This window comes from Kitasatospora sp. NPDC086791 (assembly GCF_040685975.1).
In the GTDB taxonomy this organism is placed as follows: domain Bacteria; phylum Actinomycetota; class Actinomycetes; order Streptomycetales; family Streptomycetaceae; genus Kitasatospora.
Window position 1 is genome coordinate 20812 of record NZ_JBFBOC010000029.1, and the last position, 19748, is coordinate 40559.

The 19748-nt window shown below is 71.3% G+C and carries 18 protein-coding genes; all 18 read left to right on the forward strand.

The features are described from left to right. The first annotated feature begins 57 nt into the window (after positions 1-57). A complete protein-coding gene (locus AB0Q99_RS27900) occupies positions 58-672 on the forward strand; it encodes a hypothetical protein (protein ID WP_363576316.1) in 615 nt (204 codons plus the stop codon). Further along, positions 669-3329, forward strand: a complete 2661-nt coding sequence (locus AB0Q99_RS27905) for an ATP-binding protein (protein ID WP_363576317.1) — start codon at positions 669-671, stop codon at positions 3327-3329. Before AB0Q99_RS27900 ends, AB0Q99_RS27905 begins: the two co-directional genes overlap by 4 nt. Beyond that, positions 3326-6007: a hypothetical protein gene (locus AB0Q99_RS27910; protein ID WP_363576318.1), complete on the forward strand. Its 2682-nt coding sequence runs from the start codon at positions 3326-3328 to the stop codon at positions 6005-6007. The genes AB0Q99_RS27905 and AB0Q99_RS27910 overlap by 4 nt, the downstream gene beginning before the upstream one ends. Then, positions 6004-7128, forward strand: coding sequence for a C40 family peptidase (locus tag AB0Q99_RS27915; RefSeq protein WP_363576319.1), 1125 nt, complete (start codon positions 6004-6006; stop codon positions 7126-7128). Before AB0Q99_RS27910 ends, AB0Q99_RS27915 begins: the two co-directional genes overlap by 4 nt. A gap of 40 nt (positions 7129-7168) precedes the next feature. Further along, entirely contained in the window at positions 7169-7798 is a 630-nt protein-coding gene (locus AB0Q99_RS27920) for a hypothetical protein (protein ID WP_363576320.1), read from the forward strand. Continuing rightward, the gene (locus AB0Q99_RS27925; protein ID WP_363576321.1) at positions 7795-10692 is read left to right on the forward strand and encodes an ATP/GTP-binding protein; all 2898 of its coding nucleotides are present in this window, start codon (positions 7795-7797) and stop codon (positions 10690-10692) included. Before AB0Q99_RS27920 ends, AB0Q99_RS27925 begins: the two co-directional genes overlap by 4 nt. Before the next feature lie 85 nt (positions 10693-10777). Next, positions 10778-10984 carry a hypothetical protein gene (locus AB0Q99_RS27930; RefSeq protein WP_363576322.1) on the forward strand — a complete coding sequence of 69 codons (207 nt, stop codon included), beginning with the start codon at positions 10778-10780 and terminating at the stop codon, positions 10982-10984. 552 nt (positions 10985-11536) lie between these two features. After that, positions 11537-12292, forward strand: coding sequence for a hypothetical protein (locus AB0Q99_RS27935; protein WP_363576323.1), 756 nt, complete (start codon positions 11537-11539; stop codon positions 12290-12292). A gap of 21 nt (positions 12293-12313) precedes the next feature. Continuing rightward, the gene (locus AB0Q99_RS27940; RefSeq protein WP_363576324.1) at positions 12314-13141 is read left to right on the forward strand and encodes a hypothetical protein; all 828 of its coding nucleotides are present in this window, start codon (positions 12314-12316) and stop codon (positions 13139-13141) included. Continuing rightward, entirely contained in the window at positions 13138-14487 is a 1350-nt protein-coding gene (locus AB0Q99_RS27945) for an ATPase, T2SS/T4P/T4SS family (protein WP_363576325.1), read from the forward strand. Before AB0Q99_RS27940 ends, AB0Q99_RS27945 begins: the two co-directional genes overlap by 4 nt. Continuing rightward, on the forward strand, positions 14484-15359 hold the full coding sequence (locus tag AB0Q99_RS27950; RefSeq protein ID WP_363576326.1) for a type II secretion system F family protein: 876 nt from the start codon (positions 14484-14486) through the stop codon (positions 15357-15359). The genes AB0Q99_RS27945 and AB0Q99_RS27950 overlap by 4 nt, the downstream gene beginning before the upstream one ends. Next, positions 15356-16288, forward strand: coding sequence for a type II secretion system F family protein (locus AB0Q99_RS27955; protein WP_363576327.1), 933 nt, complete (start codon positions 15356-15358; stop codon positions 16286-16288). Before AB0Q99_RS27950 ends, AB0Q99_RS27955 begins: the two co-directional genes overlap by 4 nt. Positions 16289-16407: 119 nt before the next feature. Next, positions 16408-16674, forward strand: a complete 267-nt coding sequence (locus AB0Q99_RS27960; RefSeq protein WP_363576328.1) for a hypothetical protein — start codon at positions 16408-16410, stop codon at positions 16672-16674. Between the two features lie 41 nt (positions 16675-16715). Beyond that, positions 16716-17150: a TadE family protein gene (locus AB0Q99_RS27965; protein WP_363576329.1), complete on the forward strand. Its 435-nt coding sequence runs from the start codon at positions 16716-16718 to the stop codon at positions 17148-17150. After that, entirely contained in the window at positions 17140-17571 is a 432-nt protein-coding gene (locus AB0Q99_RS27970; RefSeq protein ID WP_363576330.1) for a TadE/TadG family type IV pilus assembly protein, read from the forward strand. The genes AB0Q99_RS27965 and AB0Q99_RS27970 overlap by 11 nt, the downstream gene beginning before the upstream one ends. A 53-nt stretch (positions 17572-17624) precedes the next feature. Beyond that, entirely contained in the window at positions 17625-18041 is a 417-nt protein-coding gene (locus AB0Q99_RS27975; RefSeq protein ID WP_363576377.1) for a pilus assembly protein TadG-related protein, read from the forward strand. Between the two features lie 23 nt (positions 18042-18064). After that, positions 18065-18745, forward strand: a complete 681-nt coding sequence (locus tag AB0Q99_RS27980; protein ID WP_363576331.1) for a hypothetical protein — start codon at positions 18065-18067, stop codon at positions 18743-18745. A gap of 38 nt (positions 18746-18783) precedes the next feature. Continuing rightward, a complete protein-coding gene (locus AB0Q99_RS27985; protein WP_363576332.1) occupies positions 18784-19737 on the forward strand; it encodes a hypothetical protein in 954 nt (317 codons plus the stop codon). Positions 19738-19748 lie beyond the last annotated feature (11 nt).

The following is a 19748-nucleotide window of genomic DNA, read 5'->3' on the forward strand; positions in this document are numbered from 1 at the left end:
GGCGCCGCGCAGCCCAAGATCGGGCGCAGCTATACGCGAGCGAGAAGGCACCCGTGGGTGCTGGGCAAGCTCGGCGACTGGCGGCTGCCGATGGGGCCGTACACGCCCCCGCAGCTGATCATCGCCAGCGTCGGCGCGTTCGTCCTGATCAAGACCGCGACCTGGTGGGCTCCGACCCTGGGCCCGCTCCCGGTCGTCGTCTGGGCGGTGGCGATCTGGGCTGCGCGGCACTCGAGGGTCGGCGGGCGCTCCCTGGGCCCCGCCGTTATGGACGCCGTGGCGCTGGCACTCGCCCCGCGCCACGGGCGGATCGGCGGCCGGGCGGTGCGCCCGGTGCCCGCCGAGTGGCTCAGCGGCGGCTTCGGCATCGAGGAGGCGCTCGAGGACGAGCCCCCCGTCGCGTCCGCGCCGGCCCCCGCTCCGGTCGCCGCGCCGCCGCGGTCCGCAGCCGCGAAGCCGAAGGAAGCCCGAGCGACCCGGCCCGATGCGAGGCGGCCCCGTCCGCCCGCGCCGGACACAGCGCGAAGGCCGCAGCCGCGACGCGGCCGCAAGGCCGAGCGGGAGGAGACGCCGCCGATGAGGCCGGCACCGACCGCACTGGAACTCCTGCTCGCCCAGGCGGCGAGCCACAGCAGCACGACGCACGACACGACAGGGGGGAAGTCACGATGAGGGTTCCGATCCGGCACATCCACGGCCACCTGGTGTGGTCCACGGCCGGCACGGCCTGGGCGTTCTGGCGCCTTCAGCCGATCGGCTCGCGGTACGCGCCCGCGCTGGAGCGCGAGGAGATCCTCGCCCGCGTCACCTCCCTGGTCCGGTCCCTGGAGGGCACCGCCCGCCTGTACTCGCTGTGTGCGGCGGTGGACCCGGGGGAGGTGGCCCTGCGGATGACCGACGGCGTGGACACCCACCGCTTCCCGGCCGCCGCCGAGACCGCGCACGCCACGCTGGAGATGCTCGACGGCGCGGAGATGCACCGGCGCACCCTGTGGCTGGCCCTACCGCTTCGTGTCGGCGATCGCGGCGCGCAGCTGGCGGCGATGGCGAACTCCGCGTGGGCGCAGCTCGGGGAGTCCGTGGGCGAGCCGGCTCCGCCGGTGTCGCTGGAGGAGGTGCGCGCCTACCGGGCCGCGGCCGCACAGGTGGAGGCGAGCTTCGGCGGCGGGCTGACGATGCGTCGGGCCCGGCCGGCGGAGATCGTGTGGATCCACGAGCACGCGGTACGGCGCGGGATGGGCGAGCCGCTGCTGATGGAGGCGGAGACCTCGGGGCTGCGCGGCGGCCGGATGCTCAACAACGTGCTGCGCTCTCCGTCGTACGCGGACTTGGGCCAGGTCCGGCTGCAGGAGGGCGGGCAGAGCACCAGCCCTGCGGTTGTGCGCGGTGTGCGCTCGCTGGTTCAGAAGGTGGTTGGGGCGGCGTTCAACCGGCTGTGGCTGGAGGTCGAGACCGAGGAGGGCTTCGGGTACCAGGCGCACCTGGCGCTGACCGAGATTCCCAAGCGGGTCGCCGCGAAGTCGGCGGATGTGCTCGCTCAGCTGGAGCAGCTCGACTACCCGGTCGATGCGGTGATCGACCTCAACATCATCGACGGAGCCAAGGCCCGGCAGCAGATCGCCAAAAAGAAGCGGGAGTTGATCGACCAGGCGGAACAGTGGTCCGCGCACCCGGACGGCACGCCGAATTCCTTGTTCGGCTCGGCGGACGAGCTCGGCGAGGAGGAGTCGCTGCTCGCGGCGACGAGTGTCGAGCGCGAGGTGCAGTCGGTGACCGTGCTGAGCGTCTGGGGCGCGGACCCTCGCGAGTGCGACCGGCGGGCCCGGGACATCAAGGCGCAGCTGGCCGGCGTGAACTACAGGGTTGTGCGGCCGCGCGGCAGCCAGGCCCGGCTGTTCGAGTTCGGGCTTCCCGGTTCGGGGCCGGCAACTCGGGTGCGGGAGTACACCCAGTTCCAGTTGACCGAGGACTGGGCGATGGGCGGGGCGCTGACCGGTGGTGACATCGGCGACGCGACGGGGCCCATGGTGGGCATCAGCCGCGACACCGGGACGTTCCGAGCTGTTCTGATCGACCTCGCGAACGCGGTGAAGCGGAATGTGTCCGCGTCGCTGGGGGTGATCGGGGACTTGGGCAGCGGCAAGAGCGTGTTGCTCAAGCTGCTGACGATCGGTCTGGTCGACCGGGGTCACCGGGCGATCGTGGTGGACCGCACCCCGCTGCGGGAGTGGGCGCGCTTCGCCCGGGACGCGGCGCCGGGCCGCTGCCAGGTCATCGACGCCGCCGAGGCGAAGCTGAGCCTGGACCCGTTCAGGGTGCTGCCGGCTGGGATGGGCGAGCACGCCGCGTTCTCCTACCTGACCCTGCAGCTGAACGTCGCCCCGATGACGGTGGCCGGTTCGGTGCTCAACCGGGCGGTCAAGGCCGCCGCCCGGGCCGAGCGCCCGGCCATGGCCCGGGTCATGGAGGAGCTGGAGGTCCTGGCCGCCGAGCCCGGCCCGCGCGGCCAGGAGGCGACCGGCGTCCTGGACATGCTGCGGATCGTCTCCGAGGCCGAGCTGGCGCGGCTGGTCTTCGACGAGTCACTGCCCGCCCTGTCCCTGTCCGGGGACCTGGACGCAGACCTGGTCGTGATTACCACGGCCGGCCTGACGCTGCCTCCGAAGGAGGCGCTGGGCAACCCCGACATCCTGCGCGCTCAGCCGTTGGAGGCGCAGATCGGCCGCGCGGTCTTGTACCTGATCGCGGCCGTCGCCCGCCAGGTGGCGTTCACCGACCAGAAGCGGTTCGCGGCGTTGGTCATGGACGAGTGCTACTGGCTTACCTCCTCGCACGAGGGCCACGCCCTGGTGTCGGAGGTCGTCCACGACGGCCGCAAGCACCGCGCGGGCGTGCTGCTCGGCGGCCACGACGCCGACGACCTCGGCGATGAGACGGTCCGCGGCCTGCTGGCCTACCGCTTCCTGGCGCGGACCTCCGATCCGGTGCTGGCCAAGAAGGGCCTGGCGTTCCTCGGGCAGTCCACCGACGACGAGCAGGCGGTGCGGATCGTCACCTCGGGCCTGTCGCCGGTGGGCGTCGTCGGCCGCGAGGGCGAGATGCTCCTGCGCGACTCGGCCCGGCAGATCGGCCGCATCCAGGTCGTCATCCCGCCGGTGGCCCGGATCCAGGCCGGCATCGGCACGACCCCGACCGACGAGCCCAGCCGGCGCCCCGCGGCCCGCCGCGCCCCGGCCGGCCCCGGCCGGCGCACCGCCGCCGGCGGGCGAAGCCTCAGCGGCAAGCGCACCAGCCTGACCAAGACCAAGAAGGAAGAGGTGGCGAAGTGAGCGCGTCGGTGCGCCGCATACGGCGACGGGCGGCCCGTGTGCTCGCGGCGGTGCGGGCGTGGGCGAGCGACTACTGGCCCGGGCGGCGGACCGTCAAGTGGACGCTCGGCATGGTGGTGCTGTTCCTGATGGCCAGCGCCAGCCTGGCGCAGGCGGACGACGGGTCCGAGCGCGGCGGCATCCTCGCCCCGCTGAACGTCCTGTCCAGCGAGGGCGTTCCGCTGGACAACTATGACCTCAAGAGCGAGAGCGGCGGCACCACCGACATCCGCTCCCACATCTGCAACCTCCTCATTGGGAGTGCCTTCGCTCTCAACCGCCTGGTCGTCGGCCTGATGTGCATGGCGCTCAAGTGGATCTACGAGTTCCCGATCGTCCATGCCCTCATCACGACCGCCGACCGCGTGGGCTGGTACTTCAGCCTCTGGGCCGACTTCGACCTGAAGCTGAGCATGCTCTTCGTCACCGGCGCCTTCGCGCTGGGCGTGTGGTGGATCATGCGCGGGAAGGTCGCCAAGGGCGCCGGCGAGATCCTGCTCACCGTGCTGATCGGCGGACTGATGTTCCTGCCGACCCTGTCGACCCGCGCGATCCTCGGCGACGACGGCCCGCTCGCCCAGGTGTCGGCCGCCGCCACGGAGGCCGGCCAGATGACCTCCGCCGTCGGCGGGAACAACGAGGGCTGCACGAGCGCCGACGACAAGAAGGACCCGAGCTGCCCGATGCGGGTCATGCTCACCAAGACCCTCGTCGTCCAGCCGTACCAGCTGCTCCAGTACGGCGTCATCCCCAACCCTCACAGCGAAAACGCCAACATCCGGGCGCTCGCCGACGTCCACAACAGGTGGATCCACGGTCAGATCAAGGAGCAGAAGGACTGCGGCGGGATCAGCTGGCTTCCCGGCGGCGACGGCGATCTGTGCAAGCAGAGCGCGTGGGACAAGCTCAAGGAGGAGTTGAAAAAGCACGGCGACGAAGGCCATGCCGCGTACGACTTCGCGGTCAACTCCAACTGGGACCGCACCTTCGGCGCCATGCTGGTTCTCCTGACGTCGCTTCTGATCGCCGCCGTCATCCTGTCGATGTGCTTCGTGCACCTCGGCACCCAGTTCGCCGACGTCGGCGCGGCCACCATGACACCGGTCGCCCTGATCTGGGCGCAGCTGCCAGGGCCGAACCGCGCCGCGTTGTGGAGGGTGGCGGGCACGTTCATGGCGTCGGCCGCGGTGTCCTTCGCCATCTCCGTCATGCTGCCAGCGTTTGGCATCGCGGTGAACGCGGTCATGACGGACCAGAAGGACACCGTCATGCTCCAGCGGATGCTGCTGATGGTCGCGCTGGCCATCATTCTGCTCGTCTTCCACCGGCGTCTGCTCGCCAGCGCGAGCAAGATCGGTGACCGGTTCGCCGAGCGCATGAAGTACGCCCGGATCGGCGGGTCCGCCGGATTGGGCGAGGACAGCTCCCGGCTCGGGCTGGCCATGTCCCAGGCCATGGCCGGCATGGGATTCAGCCCCGGCGGTGGCGGCGGCGGGGGCGGCGCCATGGGCGGGGGTATCGGGGGACTCGGAGCGCTCGGTGCGCAGTCGCCGGTGCACGCCGCGATGCTGCGCCGGGCCCGCATCAACTCCGGCCTGGCGTCGATGGCCTCTTCGGACCTCGGTCCGATGAACGCAGCCGGCATGGTCGCCGGGGCGTTCGGCGAGGTCCGCCGCGGCATGCACCAGCTCGCGACTCCGCTGCGCATGGCGCACCACGCGGTCGTCGGCAATCCTCTGCCCGAGCACAAGCTGGCCAAGCGCCGCAAGCCGGTCAACGACGGCTCGGGCCGCATGGTGATCGACGGGCACACCGGCGAGATCCTTCACGATCCGATGAAGCCGACGCCGTGGGGCCACCGGCTGCATAACAAGCTGCTGGAGACCCGGGCGGGCCGGCTCGCGATCCGCGCCGGACAGGTCGGCCGCCTCGGCTACGACATCTCGCCGCTGGGCTGGGGTGCCACGGTGGCCCGGATGCGCCGCGGTGCGGGCACGGCCGCCGAAGCCGTCCACCAGCAGTACGACCACTACAGCGGTGAGTTCGCGCAGCACATGGCGGACCAGCGCGCCGGCTGGGAGGCCATGGACCGGCCCCTGAAGGCGGTATCGGACGGGGCGGGGTGGGCGATGGAGCACGGCAAGACCGCGGCGACGAACGCGGCCTCCGCCGCGACGATCTATGCGACCACGCGGGTTCCCGCCGACCCGAGCGGTGTGCTGGGTACCACGGTTGCGGGAGCCCCGAGGGCGAGCGGGGCCCGGGCGAGCGAGGACCTGTTCGCTGATCCGGGCGATGCGGGTGACTGGGGGATGCCCGCCAGCACGATGGGCCGCGAGGCCGGCGCCATGGGCGACATCTCGGCTGCTCTGGGTCCGGGGGCGTTCCCCGACGCACCGGTGGCCGACACCGAGCTGGCCTCCCCCGAGGTGCCCGGTGACGTGCCCGCCGGCCCGGCCGACCCGGGCCCGACGGCGTCCAGCTGGCGCGACGCGGTGCCCTTCGCGGGGGAGCATGACCTCGCTGCCCAGGCGCTGCGCGCGCGAATGGAGCAGGCCCGGCACCTCGAGCCGATGCTGTGGGACGGCATGGTGGAGCCCGGTGACGGCGACGGCTTCGGTCCGGGGGATCTGCTGTGATCCCCAAGCGGCTGCGGAGGCTGGGATGCAGCGGGCTGTCGCTGCTCCTGCTGTTCGCCGTCTCGGTGATCGGCGTGGTGACGATCTTCGAAGACCAGTCGTCGGCGCCGGCGCCCACGCCGGTGGGCGACGCGGCGGGCATCCCCCAGCGGATGATGGACGCCTACAAGCGGGCAGTCACCGCGATGTCGACCCTCTCCCCCAACTGCCGGGGCCTGGACTGGGCGCTGCTGGCCGCGATCGCGCAGGTCGAGTCCACCCAGGCCCAGGGGCACCAGATCGCGGCGGACGGGCTGATCACGCCTCCGATCATCGGGCCCGTCCTCAACGGCAGTGGAGCGGGCGGCAACACGACGCCGGTGCTCGACACGGACGGCGGGAGGTGGGACGGCAACAGCGTCTATGACGCGGCCGTCGGCCCCATGCAATTCCTCCCCTCGACGTTCACGGGCATGTCGGCGAAGATCCGGCCCGAGGGCGGGGCGAACCCGAACAACATCGACGACGCCGCGATGGCCGCCGCGCTCTACCTGTGCGGCAACGGGCGGGACCTGAACGACCAGAGCCAGCTGTTCGCCGCGATCTACCAGTACAACGCGAGCACCGCGTACGTGAACGAGGTCCTGGACTGGCGCCGCCGGTTCGCCGCCCTCGGCAGCTCGGGCTCGAACGTGCCTGCGTCGCAGAAGGCCCAGAAGGTGATCGACGCCGCGAAGAGCCAGTTCGGTGTCCCCTACAGCTGGGGCGGCGGTGACGCGAACGGCAAGTCGACCGGAGTGTGCTGCTCCAAGGGCGGCCAGGACGGGCGCACGGTCGTCGGCTTCGACTGCTCGGGGCTGATGGTCTACGCCTTCGCGCAGGTCGGGATCAACCTCCCGCGGCTGGCGTCCGACCAGGCCGGGGCAGGTACGCGCATCCCCGCCTCCGCCGGGCTCGCCGCCCTCCAGCCCGGCGACATGGTCTTCTTCGGGCCTTCGCCGACCAACGACCCCGCGATCTACCACGTCGGCCTCTACATCGGCGGAGGCCAGATGATCGCCGCGCCCAGGCCCGGCTCCGTCGTCCGGCAAGAGGCCGTCTGGAACTACGACTACGCGGGCGGCGCCCGCGTCCTCTCCTGAAGGAACATCACTTTACATGTCCATGCCAGACCGCCGCGTAATGCTGCCCGCCCTCGGCTGCGCCCTCCTCGTCGTCATCGCCCTGGCCCTGCTCGGCCCTCGCCCCGACCACCGGCCGCGCACTGCCGGTGCCCAGCCGACCGCGACCATGGACGCGACGCCGCCGTCCGCGGAGCCGCCACCGTCGCTGACGGCACCGAGCACGACGCCCCCCGACAGCACGACGTCCACCTCCGCCTCCCCGCCGGCCTCCGCCCCGGCGCCCACCGCCGCGCCGACAGCAAGTCAGGTCATGCCGTCCGGAGCGTTCGCCGCAGGTGACGGACCAGCGGCCGACCCGGCGATCGAGGCGCAGTTCCAGGCCGATCACCCCAGCGACCTGTCCCCCCAGGACGCCGCCCAGGTCCGCGCGCTCACCGTCCAGGTGTGGATGGCGGAGACCACCGGACAGGGCCGCGACCACTGGCCGGCCTACTTCCCCCCGACCCAGGTCCCCCTGCGGGCCTACACGCAGGTCCGCGTCCAGGCCGTCTCCGCCCACACCTCCGGAGAGCGCCTGATCGTGCAGCTGCTGTGGGCGGGCGCCGACCCGTCCGGCACCTACCAGGACCGCCGGCCCGCCATCTTGTCCCTCGCCCGCACCGCCACCGGCTGGGAGCCCGTGCGATGACCAGCCCCACTACCCCTCCCACCCACGCCCCGGCCACTCCCGGCGGGACCCACGACGACGGCGCCCTCCCCGCCGTGGTCCACGCCGTGCACGAGGCCGTCCTTTGGCTGGGCGACGCCGCCGACTGGACCGGCGCGCACCTGCCGCTGCTGCTGGCCGTCGCCGCGCCGTTCGCGATCGCCGCCGGGATCCTGCACTGGCGGCTCACCAGGAAGGCGCTGGCCAGCCGAACCCGCTACACCCTGACCCCCTCCCCCGACTTCGAGCCCGGCGAGGAACACCTGTGGCGCTATGCCGCCGTGATCCTGCGCGCCGCCAACGCCGGTCCGTGGTGGGCGCCCAGGGCCGGCCGCTCGGCCCGCATCCGCTTCCGCGCGGACGGCTCGGTGCCGCTCGAGATGTCGGTGGAGGCCTCCTCGGCGGCCAAGCACCTGCTGCGCACCTCCCAGTACCCAGGCGTGACCATCACCAAGGCCGAACCGGTCAAGGACAAGGAGCGCACCCACGTCGTGCGCGCCGAGTTCGTCCTGGCCGGGTCGGACACCAAGCAGCTGCGGAACGTGCCGATGATCCCCGACCCGCTGCAGGGGATCGTCGACGCGGTCGCCGACATCAGCACCGCGGCCGGCGACCTGGCCGAGCTGTGCCTGGACGTCCAGCGTCTGCCGCGCTGGCAGCTGCTGATGAAGCGGTGGCAGGTGACGCAGGAGGCCCGCGAGCAGCAGCGGGCGCGGGCGAAGAAGGAGGCCCGGCAGGCCGCGGCGGACGCCGCCGAGCTGGAGGACTCCTGGCAGCACCAGCTGGCGCTCCTCCTGGAGCCCGGCGCCGCGCCGCGCCGCCTTCCCGCGCTGCCGCCCCGCACGAAGCCGCTGGAGACCGAGAAGGTCCTCGGCCGGCTCGCCTCCCGTGACCGCGCGCTGCTGCGCGTGCAGCTCATGGTGCGCTGCGCCTCCGACGAGGAGGGCCGCGCCGAGCAGCGTATGGCGCGCCTGGCGGCGGCCCTGGACGTCTTCGGCGGCGGGAACACCTGGGTCGAGGACGCCCGCTCGTTCATGAAGTGGCGCTGGACGGCAGGCAGCTGGCACCGGCGCCGCGGCTTCGACGAGCGGTGGGCCAGCGCCCGGGTCGCACCGCGCAAGCAGTCGATCGTCCACGTCGGGGAGCTGCACGGCCTGCTCAAGCCGGTGACGATGCACTGCGCCCTGCCGGTGATCGCCTCGGAGCTGGAGACCTACGAGCCCGGCAAGGACCTGGTCCCGCAGGGCATCCACCGCATGCCCGACGGCACCCGCCGCAACGTGGGCGTGCCGGTGAAGGACTACTTCTTCTCGCTGCGCGTTGGCAAGTCCCGGTACGGCAAGACCGAGATGGCCGAGGTGCAGGCCTTGGCGTTGGCCATGGCCGGCTACGGGGTCGGCTTCATCGACCCCCACGGCGACTCCTGGGGGCACGTGGCCCCCTACCTCGCGCACGAGTCGCTGCGTGACCGGGTCTGGCGCGTCGACCTGACGGGACGCTCCGCCCTGGTGCCGACGTGGAACCCGCTGGGGATGGAACGCGGGCAGCAACCGCACGAGGTCGTCACCGCCGTCGTCGACGGCCTGGCGGTGGCGATGAACTGGGACAACGCGAACGCGCCGCGCGGCCTGACGATCCTGATGAAGGCGGCGGAAGCGCTGGTGGCCTACAACCGCTACGCGGTACGCCAGCAGGCGCCCGAGGCGCAGGCGACGGTGTTCCAGATCCCTGCGCTGCTGGAGAACGAGGCCTTCCGAACGCGGGTGCTGGCGTGCCTGCCGGGCGGTCAGCGTCAGTGGTGGCTCACGACGTTCAAGACCATCGACCCCTCGGCCTTCGCGGTCATCATCAACCCCCTCACCCGCCTGGCCTCCGATCCGGTGGCGCTGGCCTTCCTCGGGTCGCCGACCAGCGGGTACGACGCCCGCGCCGCGATGGACGAGTCGAAACTGCTGTGGATCTGCCCGGCCGGCGCCGGGCCGACCGCGGCGCTACTCACCTCGCTGCTCGTCAACGACCTGTTCCGCGCGGCCCGCTCCCGCGAGGACCTTCCGCTGCACGAGCGGGCACTGTTCCACCTGTTCGTCGACGAGCTGATCTCGTTCGACAAGGCCACCGGCGGCATCCTGGCGGCCTTCACCGAGCAGCTCGGGAAGTTCGGACTGCGCGCGCACATGATGACGCAGCTGCTGGAGCGGGTCAGCCAGAACACGCGGCAGTCGATCCTCCAGAACGCCTCGGCGCTGAGCAGCACCGCAGGATCGACGAGCGCGGTGCGGCTGGTGGCCGCGGAGTGGCACGACAAGGTGGACCCGTCGAGGATCGCCACCCTTCCGAAGTACTCGTACTACGCGAGCATGACCGTGGACGGGCGCACCGTCGGCCCGATCCTCTTGCAGGGCATGCAGGTCGACGTCGTGTTCAAGGACCTCCGCACGCCCAAGGAGATCGACACGCTGTACGCGGCCGCCGGCCGTGCGGTGGGCAGCGGGCACCGGGACCGCCTCGGGCGCGAGGCCGGCTACCGGCAGGGGATCGTCGCCTACTTCGCCCGGCACGGCAAGATGCCGACCGGCGAGGAGCTCAAGCGGATCATCGCGGCCGCGGAGGCGATGACGACGCCGGCGACGGGTTCGACCAAGCAGCCCGTGAAGCCGGCACCGGCCACAGCGGGCGCAACCAACACCAGGCCGGTGGAGTTGACCAAGCAGCCGGCTGCAGTGACGAACGCCGCCCCTGACAGTGCCGCACCGGATCCTGGGGAGTGGGGCGAGGCCCCGCCCGAGGACGACGACCCGTTCGAGGAGCCGGCCCAAGACGGCGGCGGACAGCAGTCCGCGGGCGAAGGCGGAGCGGTGACGCCGGTCGCGCCGTAGCAGGACGGGTGGCCGGGCGCAGGCCCGGCCACCCTCCACGAACCCGGCGCCGACTGGCGCCGGACCAGGACGAGGAGGAACAGGAATGCTGGCACTGAACCAGGCCGGGCGCAGCATCGAGGTCGTGGCGGGCATCTGGTGGTCGCCATCGGAACGCTCGGCCCGCTGCACGCTGTGCGGACACGCGGCCGGGGAACTGGCGGACGCGCCGTCAGCCGCCGGGTGGGGCGACGGCCATCAGGACATCTGCATTCCGGTGAGCCGCCGGCTGAGCGCCGAGGAGAGGGACTGATTCTCCCCGCGCCACCGGCCCTAGTTCGCAATCTGATGATCAGTCAGCTTATTCCATCGCGATTGCGTTGACGATCTGTCGACAATCTGGCAAGCCGCCTCGGATTTGGCCCACTGTCCGGATTGTCGGATGCTCATCAGAATTCGCGGCCGATTGTAAGCTTCGATTGTGTCCGATTTGAGGCCTTGCTTGTATTTTGTCCTCGACTATGCCAGTGACATACCCGACCATGACCAAAACTGACTGTGCGACTGGCGGAAAGTTTCGTAGTGTGACTCTTCGGTAGCTGTGATGCGGGAGTGGCGACTACCTCCCCGGTCACATATGCCTACAAACCGGACATGGCACTGATCGAGGGGGGCCGTCATGCTGGGTAACCCCGGGTGATCACGCCTTGTTAGACACCAAGAGCATGCGCCGCACGCAATAGAGCGGAGCGGCGGCAACAATCCCGGCTGAGCACCCTCTCAATCGCCCCGACTTTCCGGGCGAGGGGGGGATGTGTACGACCGGGTTAACGAGGCCAGCAGATCAGCGGTTTGAGGATGAAGCATGAGTAGCACGGGGATTTTCACCCGCAAGCCGAAGCCGTCCGCGGGCGGCGGCACGACCCAGCCGGTGCCCGCCGCCGGCCCCAGGATCCCTACCCAGCCCCGCGAGCGGCGCCCGGGCGTCGCCGCGTTCGCCGTACTGATCGTGCTCGCCAGCGCCCTGGGCACGGCTGTCCTGGTGCGCCAGGCCGGCGAGCGCGTCGCGGCGGTCGAGGTCACCCAGCAGATCGCCCCGGGCCAGAAGATCAGCGCCAGCGCGCTTACCCAGGTCCAGGTGGCCAAGGACAGCGGCGTCAAGTTCGTCCCGTGGGAGCAGCGGGACCTGCTGATCAGCAAGTACACCGCTGCTGTGGAGATCCCGCCCGGCACCCTGCTGACCGGGCGGATGCTCACCGACGCCGCCGGGCTGGCCGCGGACCAGGCCGTCGTCGGCCTCGCGTTGAAGAGCGGCCAGTTCCCGCCCGGCCTCAAGGCCGGCGACCGGGTGCGGGTGATGTGGGTCGGTCGTGACGCCGCCGCCAAGGGCACCTCGCCTGCCGGTACCGCCACCGGCACGCCGAACGCGCAAGGCAACAACGGCGCGGTCGAGCTCGCGGGATCGGCCATCGTGCGCGAGGTCTTCAAGCCCGGCAACGGCGACGCGAGTTCGGCGCTCTCCCTGTCCGTGGTGGTCCCGGCCACGGCCTCCGGCGGGGTGACGCAGGCCGCGTCCTCCGGCGACGTGGCCCTCGTCCTGCTGCCCGGCACCGCTCAGTAGCGGTCCTACGGAGATCCCAACATGTCACTGATCATCGTCGCGTCCGCCAAGGGCTCCCCTGGCGCGAGCACCACCGCGCTGGCCATGGCGTCGCAGTGGCCCCGCCAGTCCCTTCTGGCCGAACTCGACCCGCTCGGCTCCGACCTGCTCTACCGGCAGGTCGACGAGAGCGGCATGGACCTGAACCCCAACAAGGGGATGTTCTCCCTGGCACTGCCGGCCCGCGGGGTCCTGACCCCCGACGTCGTGCGCGAGCACACCCAGCGCCTGCCCGGCGGCCTCGAGGTCCTTGTCGGCCTGACCAAGCCCGAACAGGGCGCCGGCTGGAGCGAGCACTGGGACAAGCTGGGCCGCTGTCTGGCCGCACCCGGAACGACCGACATCATCGCGGACATCGGCCGCTACCACCCCGGCGCGCCCACGGCCGCACTCCTGCGCCACGCCTCCCTCGTCCTGCTGGTCTCCCGGGCCGCGCCCGAAGACCTTGCCCACGTCCGCTCGCGCGCGGCCAACGTGATCGCCCAGACGTCCTCCGGCGGCCGGGGCGGCGCACCGGTCGGCGTCCTGGTCGTCGCCCCGCTGCGCCAGCAGGCCAAGGCGTCCGACATGGCTGCCACCGTGCTCGCCCAGGGCAGCGTGCCCGCGCAGGTCGCCGGCGTCGTCGCCCATGACGCCGACGCTGCGGAGCGGCTGACGCGCCTTCGCAGCGCGGGACGCATTCACAAGACGCAGCTGATGGCGTCGGTGCGCCACATCGTGAGCAACCTCGGCGGCCGCTTCGGTCTCGGCCAGAACAGCGCCGCGACCCTGCCGGCGCCGGCCACGAGCATGGAAGGAGCGGCACGATGACCACCGCCGTGACTACGCCCGTCCCCGTCGACCAAGCGCTGGTCAAGCGGCTGCGCGAGGCCACCGGGCAGCTCCTGCAAGAGCGCCGGCGTCGCCAGGAGGCCGACGGCCGGCGCCTGACCGAGGGCGACCTGCGGGCGATCGCCATGGACATCCTCGCCAGCCAGCTGCAGGGCCTGTCCAGCGAGCGGATGAACCAGGGCTCCAACCCGCTCAGCCTCGAGGACGAGGAGAGCCTGACCGCTGCGGTCCTCGCCGCGCTGTTCGGCGTCGGCCGGCTCCAGCCACTCCTCGACGACCCCGATGTCGAGAACGTCGACATCAACGGTTTCGACACTGTGTTCGTCAGCTACGCCGACGGCCACCAGGAGCAGGTCGGGCCGATCGCCGAGTCCGATGACGACCTGATCCAGCAGATCCAGGTACTGGCGGCGACCTCGGGCCTGAACAGCCGTCCCTTCGACGACTCCAACCCGCAGCTGGACATCCAGCTGCGGGGAGGGCACCGCATGTCCGCGGTGATGTCCTTCAGCCACCCCCGGGTCGTCGTGTCGATCCGGCGCAAGCGCCTGAAAGAGGCTCACCTCTCGACGCTGCGGGAGAGCGGGACCATCACCCCCGAGCTGGAGGTGTTCCTGCGCGCTGCGGTCCGGGCCCGGATGAACATCATGATCGCCGGTGAGGTGAACGCCGGGAAGACGACCCTGCTGCAGGCCCTGGCCAACGCCATCCCGCCGCACGAGCGCCTGATCACCATCGAACGCGCCCTGGAACTCAACCTCCACGACTTCAAGCACCTGCACCCGAACGTGGTCGCGCTGGAAGAGCGGCTCCCCAACTCGGAGGGCCACGGCCGGGTCAGCATGGCCGAGTTGGTCCGCCGGTCGCTGCGCATGAACGCCAACAGGGTCATCGTCGGCGAGGTCCTGGGCGACGAAGTCGTCGCGATGTTGAACGCCATGTCCCAGGGCAACGACGGCAGTTTGAGCACCATCCACGCCAACTCCAGCCTCAACGTCTTCCGCAAGATCTCCACCTACGCCATCCAGGCCGCCGAACGGCTGCCGGTCGAGGCCTCACAGATGCTCATCTCCGACGCCATCGAGCTGGTCATCTTCGTCTCCCGCGACACCGACCCGGTCACCGGCCACCAGCGCCGTCGGGTGGTCTCGGTGCGTGAGGTCAGCGGGTACGCCGACGGCCGGGTGCTGTCCTCCGAGGTGTACTCCCTCAAGGCCAACGACATGGTCGAGTGGGACTCCGCGCTCACCGACCGGACCCGCGAACGCCTGGAGCGACACGGCTTCTCCGCCGACGCCTACCCCGCTGCGGGGCGCTGGTCATGAACAGCGGCGACTACCTCACCCCCTCCCTGATGCTCGCGCTGCTGGCCGGCTGCGGGATCGGCGGCGGCATCGCCCTGTTCGTCGCCGCGCTCGTCGGCTGGGCCCGCCCAGTCGGCACCAAGGTGAGCGCCAGCAAGCAGATCGCCGCGTTCCTGCGCCGACGCGCGGGCGCTGCCATACTCGTCGGCCTCGTCGTCCTGGTCGCCCTTCGCTGGCCGGTGGCCGCCGTCGGCGCGGCCCTGCTCGTGCTCTTCTGGCCGGCTCTCTTCGGAGGCGCCCGCTCCGAACGCGTGGCCCTGGCCCGGGTCGAGGCGCTGGCCACCTGGACCGAGGCACTGCGCGACACGATCGCCGGTGCGGCCGGCCTGGAGCAGGCCATCGGCGCGTCCGCCCGCACCGCGGGCGAGACCCTGCGCCCCCACCTGCTCACCCTGGACGACCGGATCCGCTCGCGCATGCCGCTGAGCGAAGCCCTGGACCGGCTCGCCGACGACCTCGACGACGGCGGCGCCGACCTGGTGATCGCCGCTCTCAAGCAGTCGGCAGGCCTGCGCGGCGAAGGCCTGCGCGACGTCCTCACCGACCTCGCCGGCTCGGCCCGCGCCCAGGTCGGCATGCGGCGCCGCGTCTTCGCCAGCCGCGCCGGCACACGCCGCAGCGTCCAGATCGTCGTAGGCGTGATCGTCTCGGTCGTCGTCGGCATGAGGGTCTTCAACCCCTCCTACACCGAGCCCTACGGCACGCCCCAGGGACAGGCCGTCCTGGCCCTGGTGCTCATGCTGTTCGCGGTCGGCCTGGTGTGGCTGCAACGGCTGTCCCGGGTCCCCGCCCCGAAGCGGTTCCTGGTCCAGCAGACGGGAGCGGCCTCATGAACCTTGCATGGACTCTCCTGGCCGGCGCGGGCATGGGTTTCGGCCTCTTCCTCCTGGTACGGGCGCTCTTCCCCAGCCGGCCCAGCGCCGCATCGATCGTGCTGCGGATCGACGCCCAGGCCCGCCTGGGCCTCGGCTCGGCCCTCCCCGAGCAGCCCGACCCGGCCAGTGACCGGGCGGCGAAGGCCGCGCGCCTGCGCGAGCTCATCGGCCTCCGGGCCGCGGACCTGTGCGCCCGTCAGGGCTGGGAGCTCCCGGCGCTGCGCGCCGACCTGAGCATCCTGGAGCGGTCGTTCGAGAGCTTCCTGGCCACCAAGATCATGGTCGGGCTGTTCGGCTTGCTCTTCGGGCCGGTGGTCTTCGCGCTGCTGTGGATCGTGAACTTCACGACCAACCCGCTGATGCCGCTGTGGCTGGCCCTCGTCTTCGGGCTGCTGTTCTTCTTCCTGCCCGACATCGAAGTCCGCGGCGACGCCAAGGAGCGGCGCGCCGAGTTCCTGCACACCCTGTCCTCGTTCACCTCCCTGGTCGCGAACAACCTGGCCGGCGGCCGCGGTCTCCCCGAGGCTTTGAAGACGGCCACCGAGATCACCGACACCTGGCCGATGCTGCGCCTTCGCCAGACACTGGCGGGCGCCCGGATGACGAACCGGACACACTGGCAGGCCCTCGAACACCTCGGCAAGGAAATCGCCGTGCCGGAGCTCCAGGACCTGGCCACCCGCATCGCGCTCGCCGCCGATGACGGGGCCCGGATCCGCCAGTCGCTCATGGCCACGGCCAGGACACTCGCCGAACGCGAACTTGCCGAGACCGAAGGCAAGGCCGGTGCGCAGTCGCAGACGATGCTCGTCGCGCAGATCGTGCTGTGCCTCGGATTCCTCGTGTTCCTGATCTACCCCGCCCTGATGCGGGTGATGGCCCTGTGACCCTCTTTCTCCAACCCCACGGCCCGCCCCGGCGGCGCCGCCCCAGCCGGCCTTCCGGCCCAGAACCGATCCACCGCCCCGGCCGCAGGCCGGGTGCCCATCACGAGGGGACTGCACCAATGAACGCCATCCTTGACCGTGCCACCGGCTGGCACCCCGACCTCACGCTCGCCACCACCTGGCTGCGCGGACGCGTGGAGGAAGCGAAGGAGGAGGGCGACGACGCCGGCTTCTCCACCGTCGAGATGGTGATCGGCATCGCCATCATCGTCGCGATCCTCGTGGCGGCCGCCGTCATCATCAGCCAGGCCATCACCACCAAGGCCACCTCGGTCGGCAAGTGCATCGAGGGCGCCACCAGCACCAACAACGGCGGTTGCAGCTAACGCTGCCGGTCAGGACGGACGAGGAAGAGGAGGGGGACCAGGTGCAGCGCCTTCGCCGCCTGCTGGAGCAGCGGCGCGCCCAAGGGCCGGATGACGGCATGAGCTCCATCGAGTTCGTGGTCACCACCCCGATCCTGATCGGCCTCCTCTTCCTCGCCGTCCAGTTCGCGCTCGGCCTCTTCGCCCACGAGGTCGCCCTCGCGGCCGCACAGGCCGGCGCGCGCGAAGCCCGCGCCACCGCCGACGCCAACCCGTCCGGCTGGCAGCAGAAGGCCCACGACGTGGCCGCCGCACGAATCTCCAGCCTCGGACCGTCGCTGACGGACAACCCTGTCATCAAGACGGAGAACATCGGCCAGCACCAAGTGCGGGTGACGGTGCAGGTCGACATCGTCCCCGTCATCCCGTTCCTCCACATGACGCTGACCTCCGTCAGCCAGGGCCCCGTCGAAAGGTTCGTGCCCGATGCCGGCTGACGTTCTGCGCCGCCTGCTCGCCCGGGCCCGCAGCGACGAGGGCGCCTCCACCGTCGACATGGTCCTCGCCGCGCCTCTCCTGCTCCTCTTCGGCCTGCTCGTGGTGGGGCTGGGCCTGATCGTCCAGAGCCGCAGCAGCCTGGACGGAGCCGCCCGCGACGCTGCCCGAGCCGGGGCGCTGCAGCGCGACTACAACAGCGCCGTCTCCGAGGCCACCCAAGCCGCCAAGGCGGACGCCGCCGGGGTGTGCGAGGGCGGCGCCGTACGGGTGGACCCGTCCGGGGACTGGCGGCCAGGCGGCCTGTTCACCGTCACGGTCAGCTGCGAGGTGCCGGGGCTGCGCGCCCTCGGCCTCAACATGACCACCCACGTGAGCGCCACCTCCACCGCCCCGCTCGACACCTACAGGCGGACCTCCTGATGACCACCACGCCCGCCGCCTGGTCTGCCCCAGGCCCATGGCTGCTCCGGCGCCTGCGCGCCGCACGCCGCCGCGGAGACGAAGGGTCAGGCGCGCTCTACCTGATCTTCGGTGCCATGCTCTGCCTGCTCCTGGCCGGCTTCGTCGTGGACGGAGGCCTGGCCATCCACCAGCGGGAGAGGGCCGCCGACATCGCCGAGCAGGCCGCCCGCTACGCGGCCAACCAGGTCGACCCCGCCGCGCTGCGCGCCAACGGCACCGTCAGCGTGCCGGCCAACCCGGCGTGCAGCGGCTACGCGAACGGCTTCGCCTCCCGCTCCGGCGCCACCGCCAGCTGCACCGCAGCCGGCGGAAACACCGTCACCGTCCAGGTGCAGCTGACCTACGAACCGATACTGCTTCGCCTGCTCGGACAAGCGTCGATTACCGTGCGTGCTAACGCGACAGCACAGGCCGTACAGGAACAATGAGCCACCGGGACGGGAGATACCCCATGCGATCCATCACCACCCACCACCACGCCCGCCGCCTCGCCGTGCTGGGCTGCGCAGCGCTCGCCCTGGTCGCCGCGGCCGGATGCTCCAGCTCGAAGAGCAACCCGAGCGGGGACATCAGCGGCGCCCAGACGACCGTCCCGACGGTCGCCGCGAGCAGCACGGCCCCCAGCAGCACCCCGACCGCGCCTGCCGGGGCTCCCGCCGTCACGCTGCCGGCCGACCTGAAGGTCACTGTGCAGTTCCCGGCCACCGGCGACGCGACCCAGGACGCCGTCGCGCAGGGGCTCACCTACGCGCTGCGGGCCTACAACTCCGCCTTCGCGAAGGGCGACCCGCAGGACGCGGCGTTCGTGTACGCCTACGACGGCATGGCCCGGCCCTACATGGCCGACATCATCGGCCAGCTGGCCAAGCGCAACCAGACGATCACCGGCGAGACCCGGTACTACGCCCCGGTGATCACGGTCAAGGACACCACCCACGCGGCCGCCACCTACTGCGAGGACGAATCGAAGGGCTACCCCAAGGACAAGACGAGCGGGCAGGTGCAGCAGAGCACGCCCTCCGTGCGCGACTACACCGAGTGGAACCTCGGCCTGGAGTTGAGCACGCAGGGCGTGTGGCGCGTCACCCAAGCCCTCGGCGAGAAGGGATCCACGCGGTGCCAGAACACCTGATCCGGCGGCGCCTTGCGGCCGTCTCTGTGCTGCTCGCGATGGGGACCGCAGTCGCGGTCCCCACGCCGGCGTTCGCCGACTTCGGTGGCGACCCGGGCGGCGGCACGCCCACGCCGTGGTCGATCGAGTCGCACGTCACTCTGACGATGCACGACAACGGAACGGGCGCCGATGCCAAGCACCTTGTCTCATCGGGTGCCTGGGATCCGCCGGCGTGCTGGTACGAGCCGGAGTACTCGCCCGAGCAGTTCGACGCGGCCTTCCAGGCCCTCCTGCAGAGCCTCTCGGGCGCCTCCGGCGGCGCGGACGCCCAGAAGCAGTACGACGCCTTGAAGCAGGACCACGACTTCCACCGCGGTGAGAACGGCGCGTGGTGGGTCATGGTGAAGTCGAAGAAGTCCTGGGACCTGCCGAATACGACGCCGTGCACGCAGAGCCCCGGCGTCCAGTGGGTCCCTGCGGGGAATCCGCCGGCCGGCATGCTCGCAGTCACTCCGCAGATGCTCTCCAAGATCGCCTACGGCGCGACCAAGCTGCCCTCCCCCACCGTGAAGTTGTCCCCGGACGCCGGTCGGCAGACCGTCAACCTGCCGACGTTCATCTCGTTCGACCAGCCTCTCCAGCCGGTCTCCGTCACAGCCTCCCTCGACTACGCCGGGTTCAGCATCGCCGCGTCCACCCTCGCGGTACCGGTCGCCCTGAACGTGGACGCCGGGACCGACGACGCGTCACCGCGCTCGTGCACCTACGAGTTCACCCAGTCCGGCGGCGGCTACCAGGTCGACTCGTCCTCCAGCAGCTGCAACATCACCTACACGCGCTCCTCCCGCGGCGGCACGTACCCGCTGACCGGCCGGGTGACCTGGCGCGTGACCTGGACCCCGTCGAAGGACCCCCACGCCGCACCGGCGAACCCGCTGCCGAACGGCCTGACCGACAGCACCCCGCAGAATGTCGTGGTCAAGGAGATCCAGACCACGGTCACCGGCTGACCGAACTGCGT

Coding starts and splice junctions, on each gene's coding strand:
- AB0Q99_RS27905 (WP_363576317.1), top strand. CDS start 669: ATGAGGGTTCCGATCCGGCACATCCACGGCCACCTGGTGTGGTCCACG.
- AB0Q99_RS27920 (WP_363576320.1), top strand. CDS start 7,169: ATGCTGCCCGCCCTCGGCTGCGCCCTCCTCGTCGTCATCGCCCTGGCC.
- AB0Q99_RS27925 (WP_363576321.1), top strand. CDS start 7,795: ATGACCAGCCCCACTACCCCTCCCACCCACGCCCCGGCCACTCCCGGC.
- AB0Q99_RS27930 (WP_363576322.1), top strand. CDS start 10,778: ATGCTGGCACTGAACCAGGCCGGGCGCAGCATCGAGGTCGTGGCGGGC.
- AB0Q99_RS27935 (WP_363576323.1), top strand. CDS start 11,537: ATGAGTAGCACGGGGATTTTCACCCGCAAGCCGAAGCCGTCCGCGGGC.
- AB0Q99_RS27940 (WP_363576324.1), top strand. CDS start 12,314: ATGTCACTGATCATCGTCGCGTCCGCCAAGGGCTCCCCTGGCGCGAGC.
- AB0Q99_RS27945 (WP_363576325.1), top strand. CDS start 13,138: ATGACCACCGCCGTGACTACGCCCGTCCCCGTCGACCAAGCGCTGGTC.
- AB0Q99_RS27950 (WP_363576326.1), top strand. CDS start 14,484: ATGAACAGCGGCGACTACCTCACCCCCTCCCTGATGCTCGCGCTGCTG.
- AB0Q99_RS27955 (WP_363576327.1), top strand. CDS start 15,356: ATGAACCTTGCATGGACTCTCCTGGCCGGCGCGGGCATGGGTTTCGGC.
- AB0Q99_RS27960 (WP_363576328.1), top strand. CDS start 16,408: ATGAACGCCATCCTTGACCGTGCCACCGGCTGGCACCCCGACCTCACG.
- AB0Q99_RS27970 (WP_363576330.1), top strand. CDS start 17,140: ATGCCGGCTGACGTTCTGCGCCGCCTGCTCGCCCGGGCCCGCAGCGAC.
- AB0Q99_RS27980 (WP_363576331.1), top strand. CDS start 18,065: ATGCGATCCATCACCACCCACCACCACGCCCGCCGCCTCGCCGTGCTG.
- AB0Q99_RS27985 (WP_363576332.1), top strand. CDS start 18,784: ATGGGGACCGCAGTCGCGGTCCCCACGCCGGCGTTCGCCGACTTCGGT.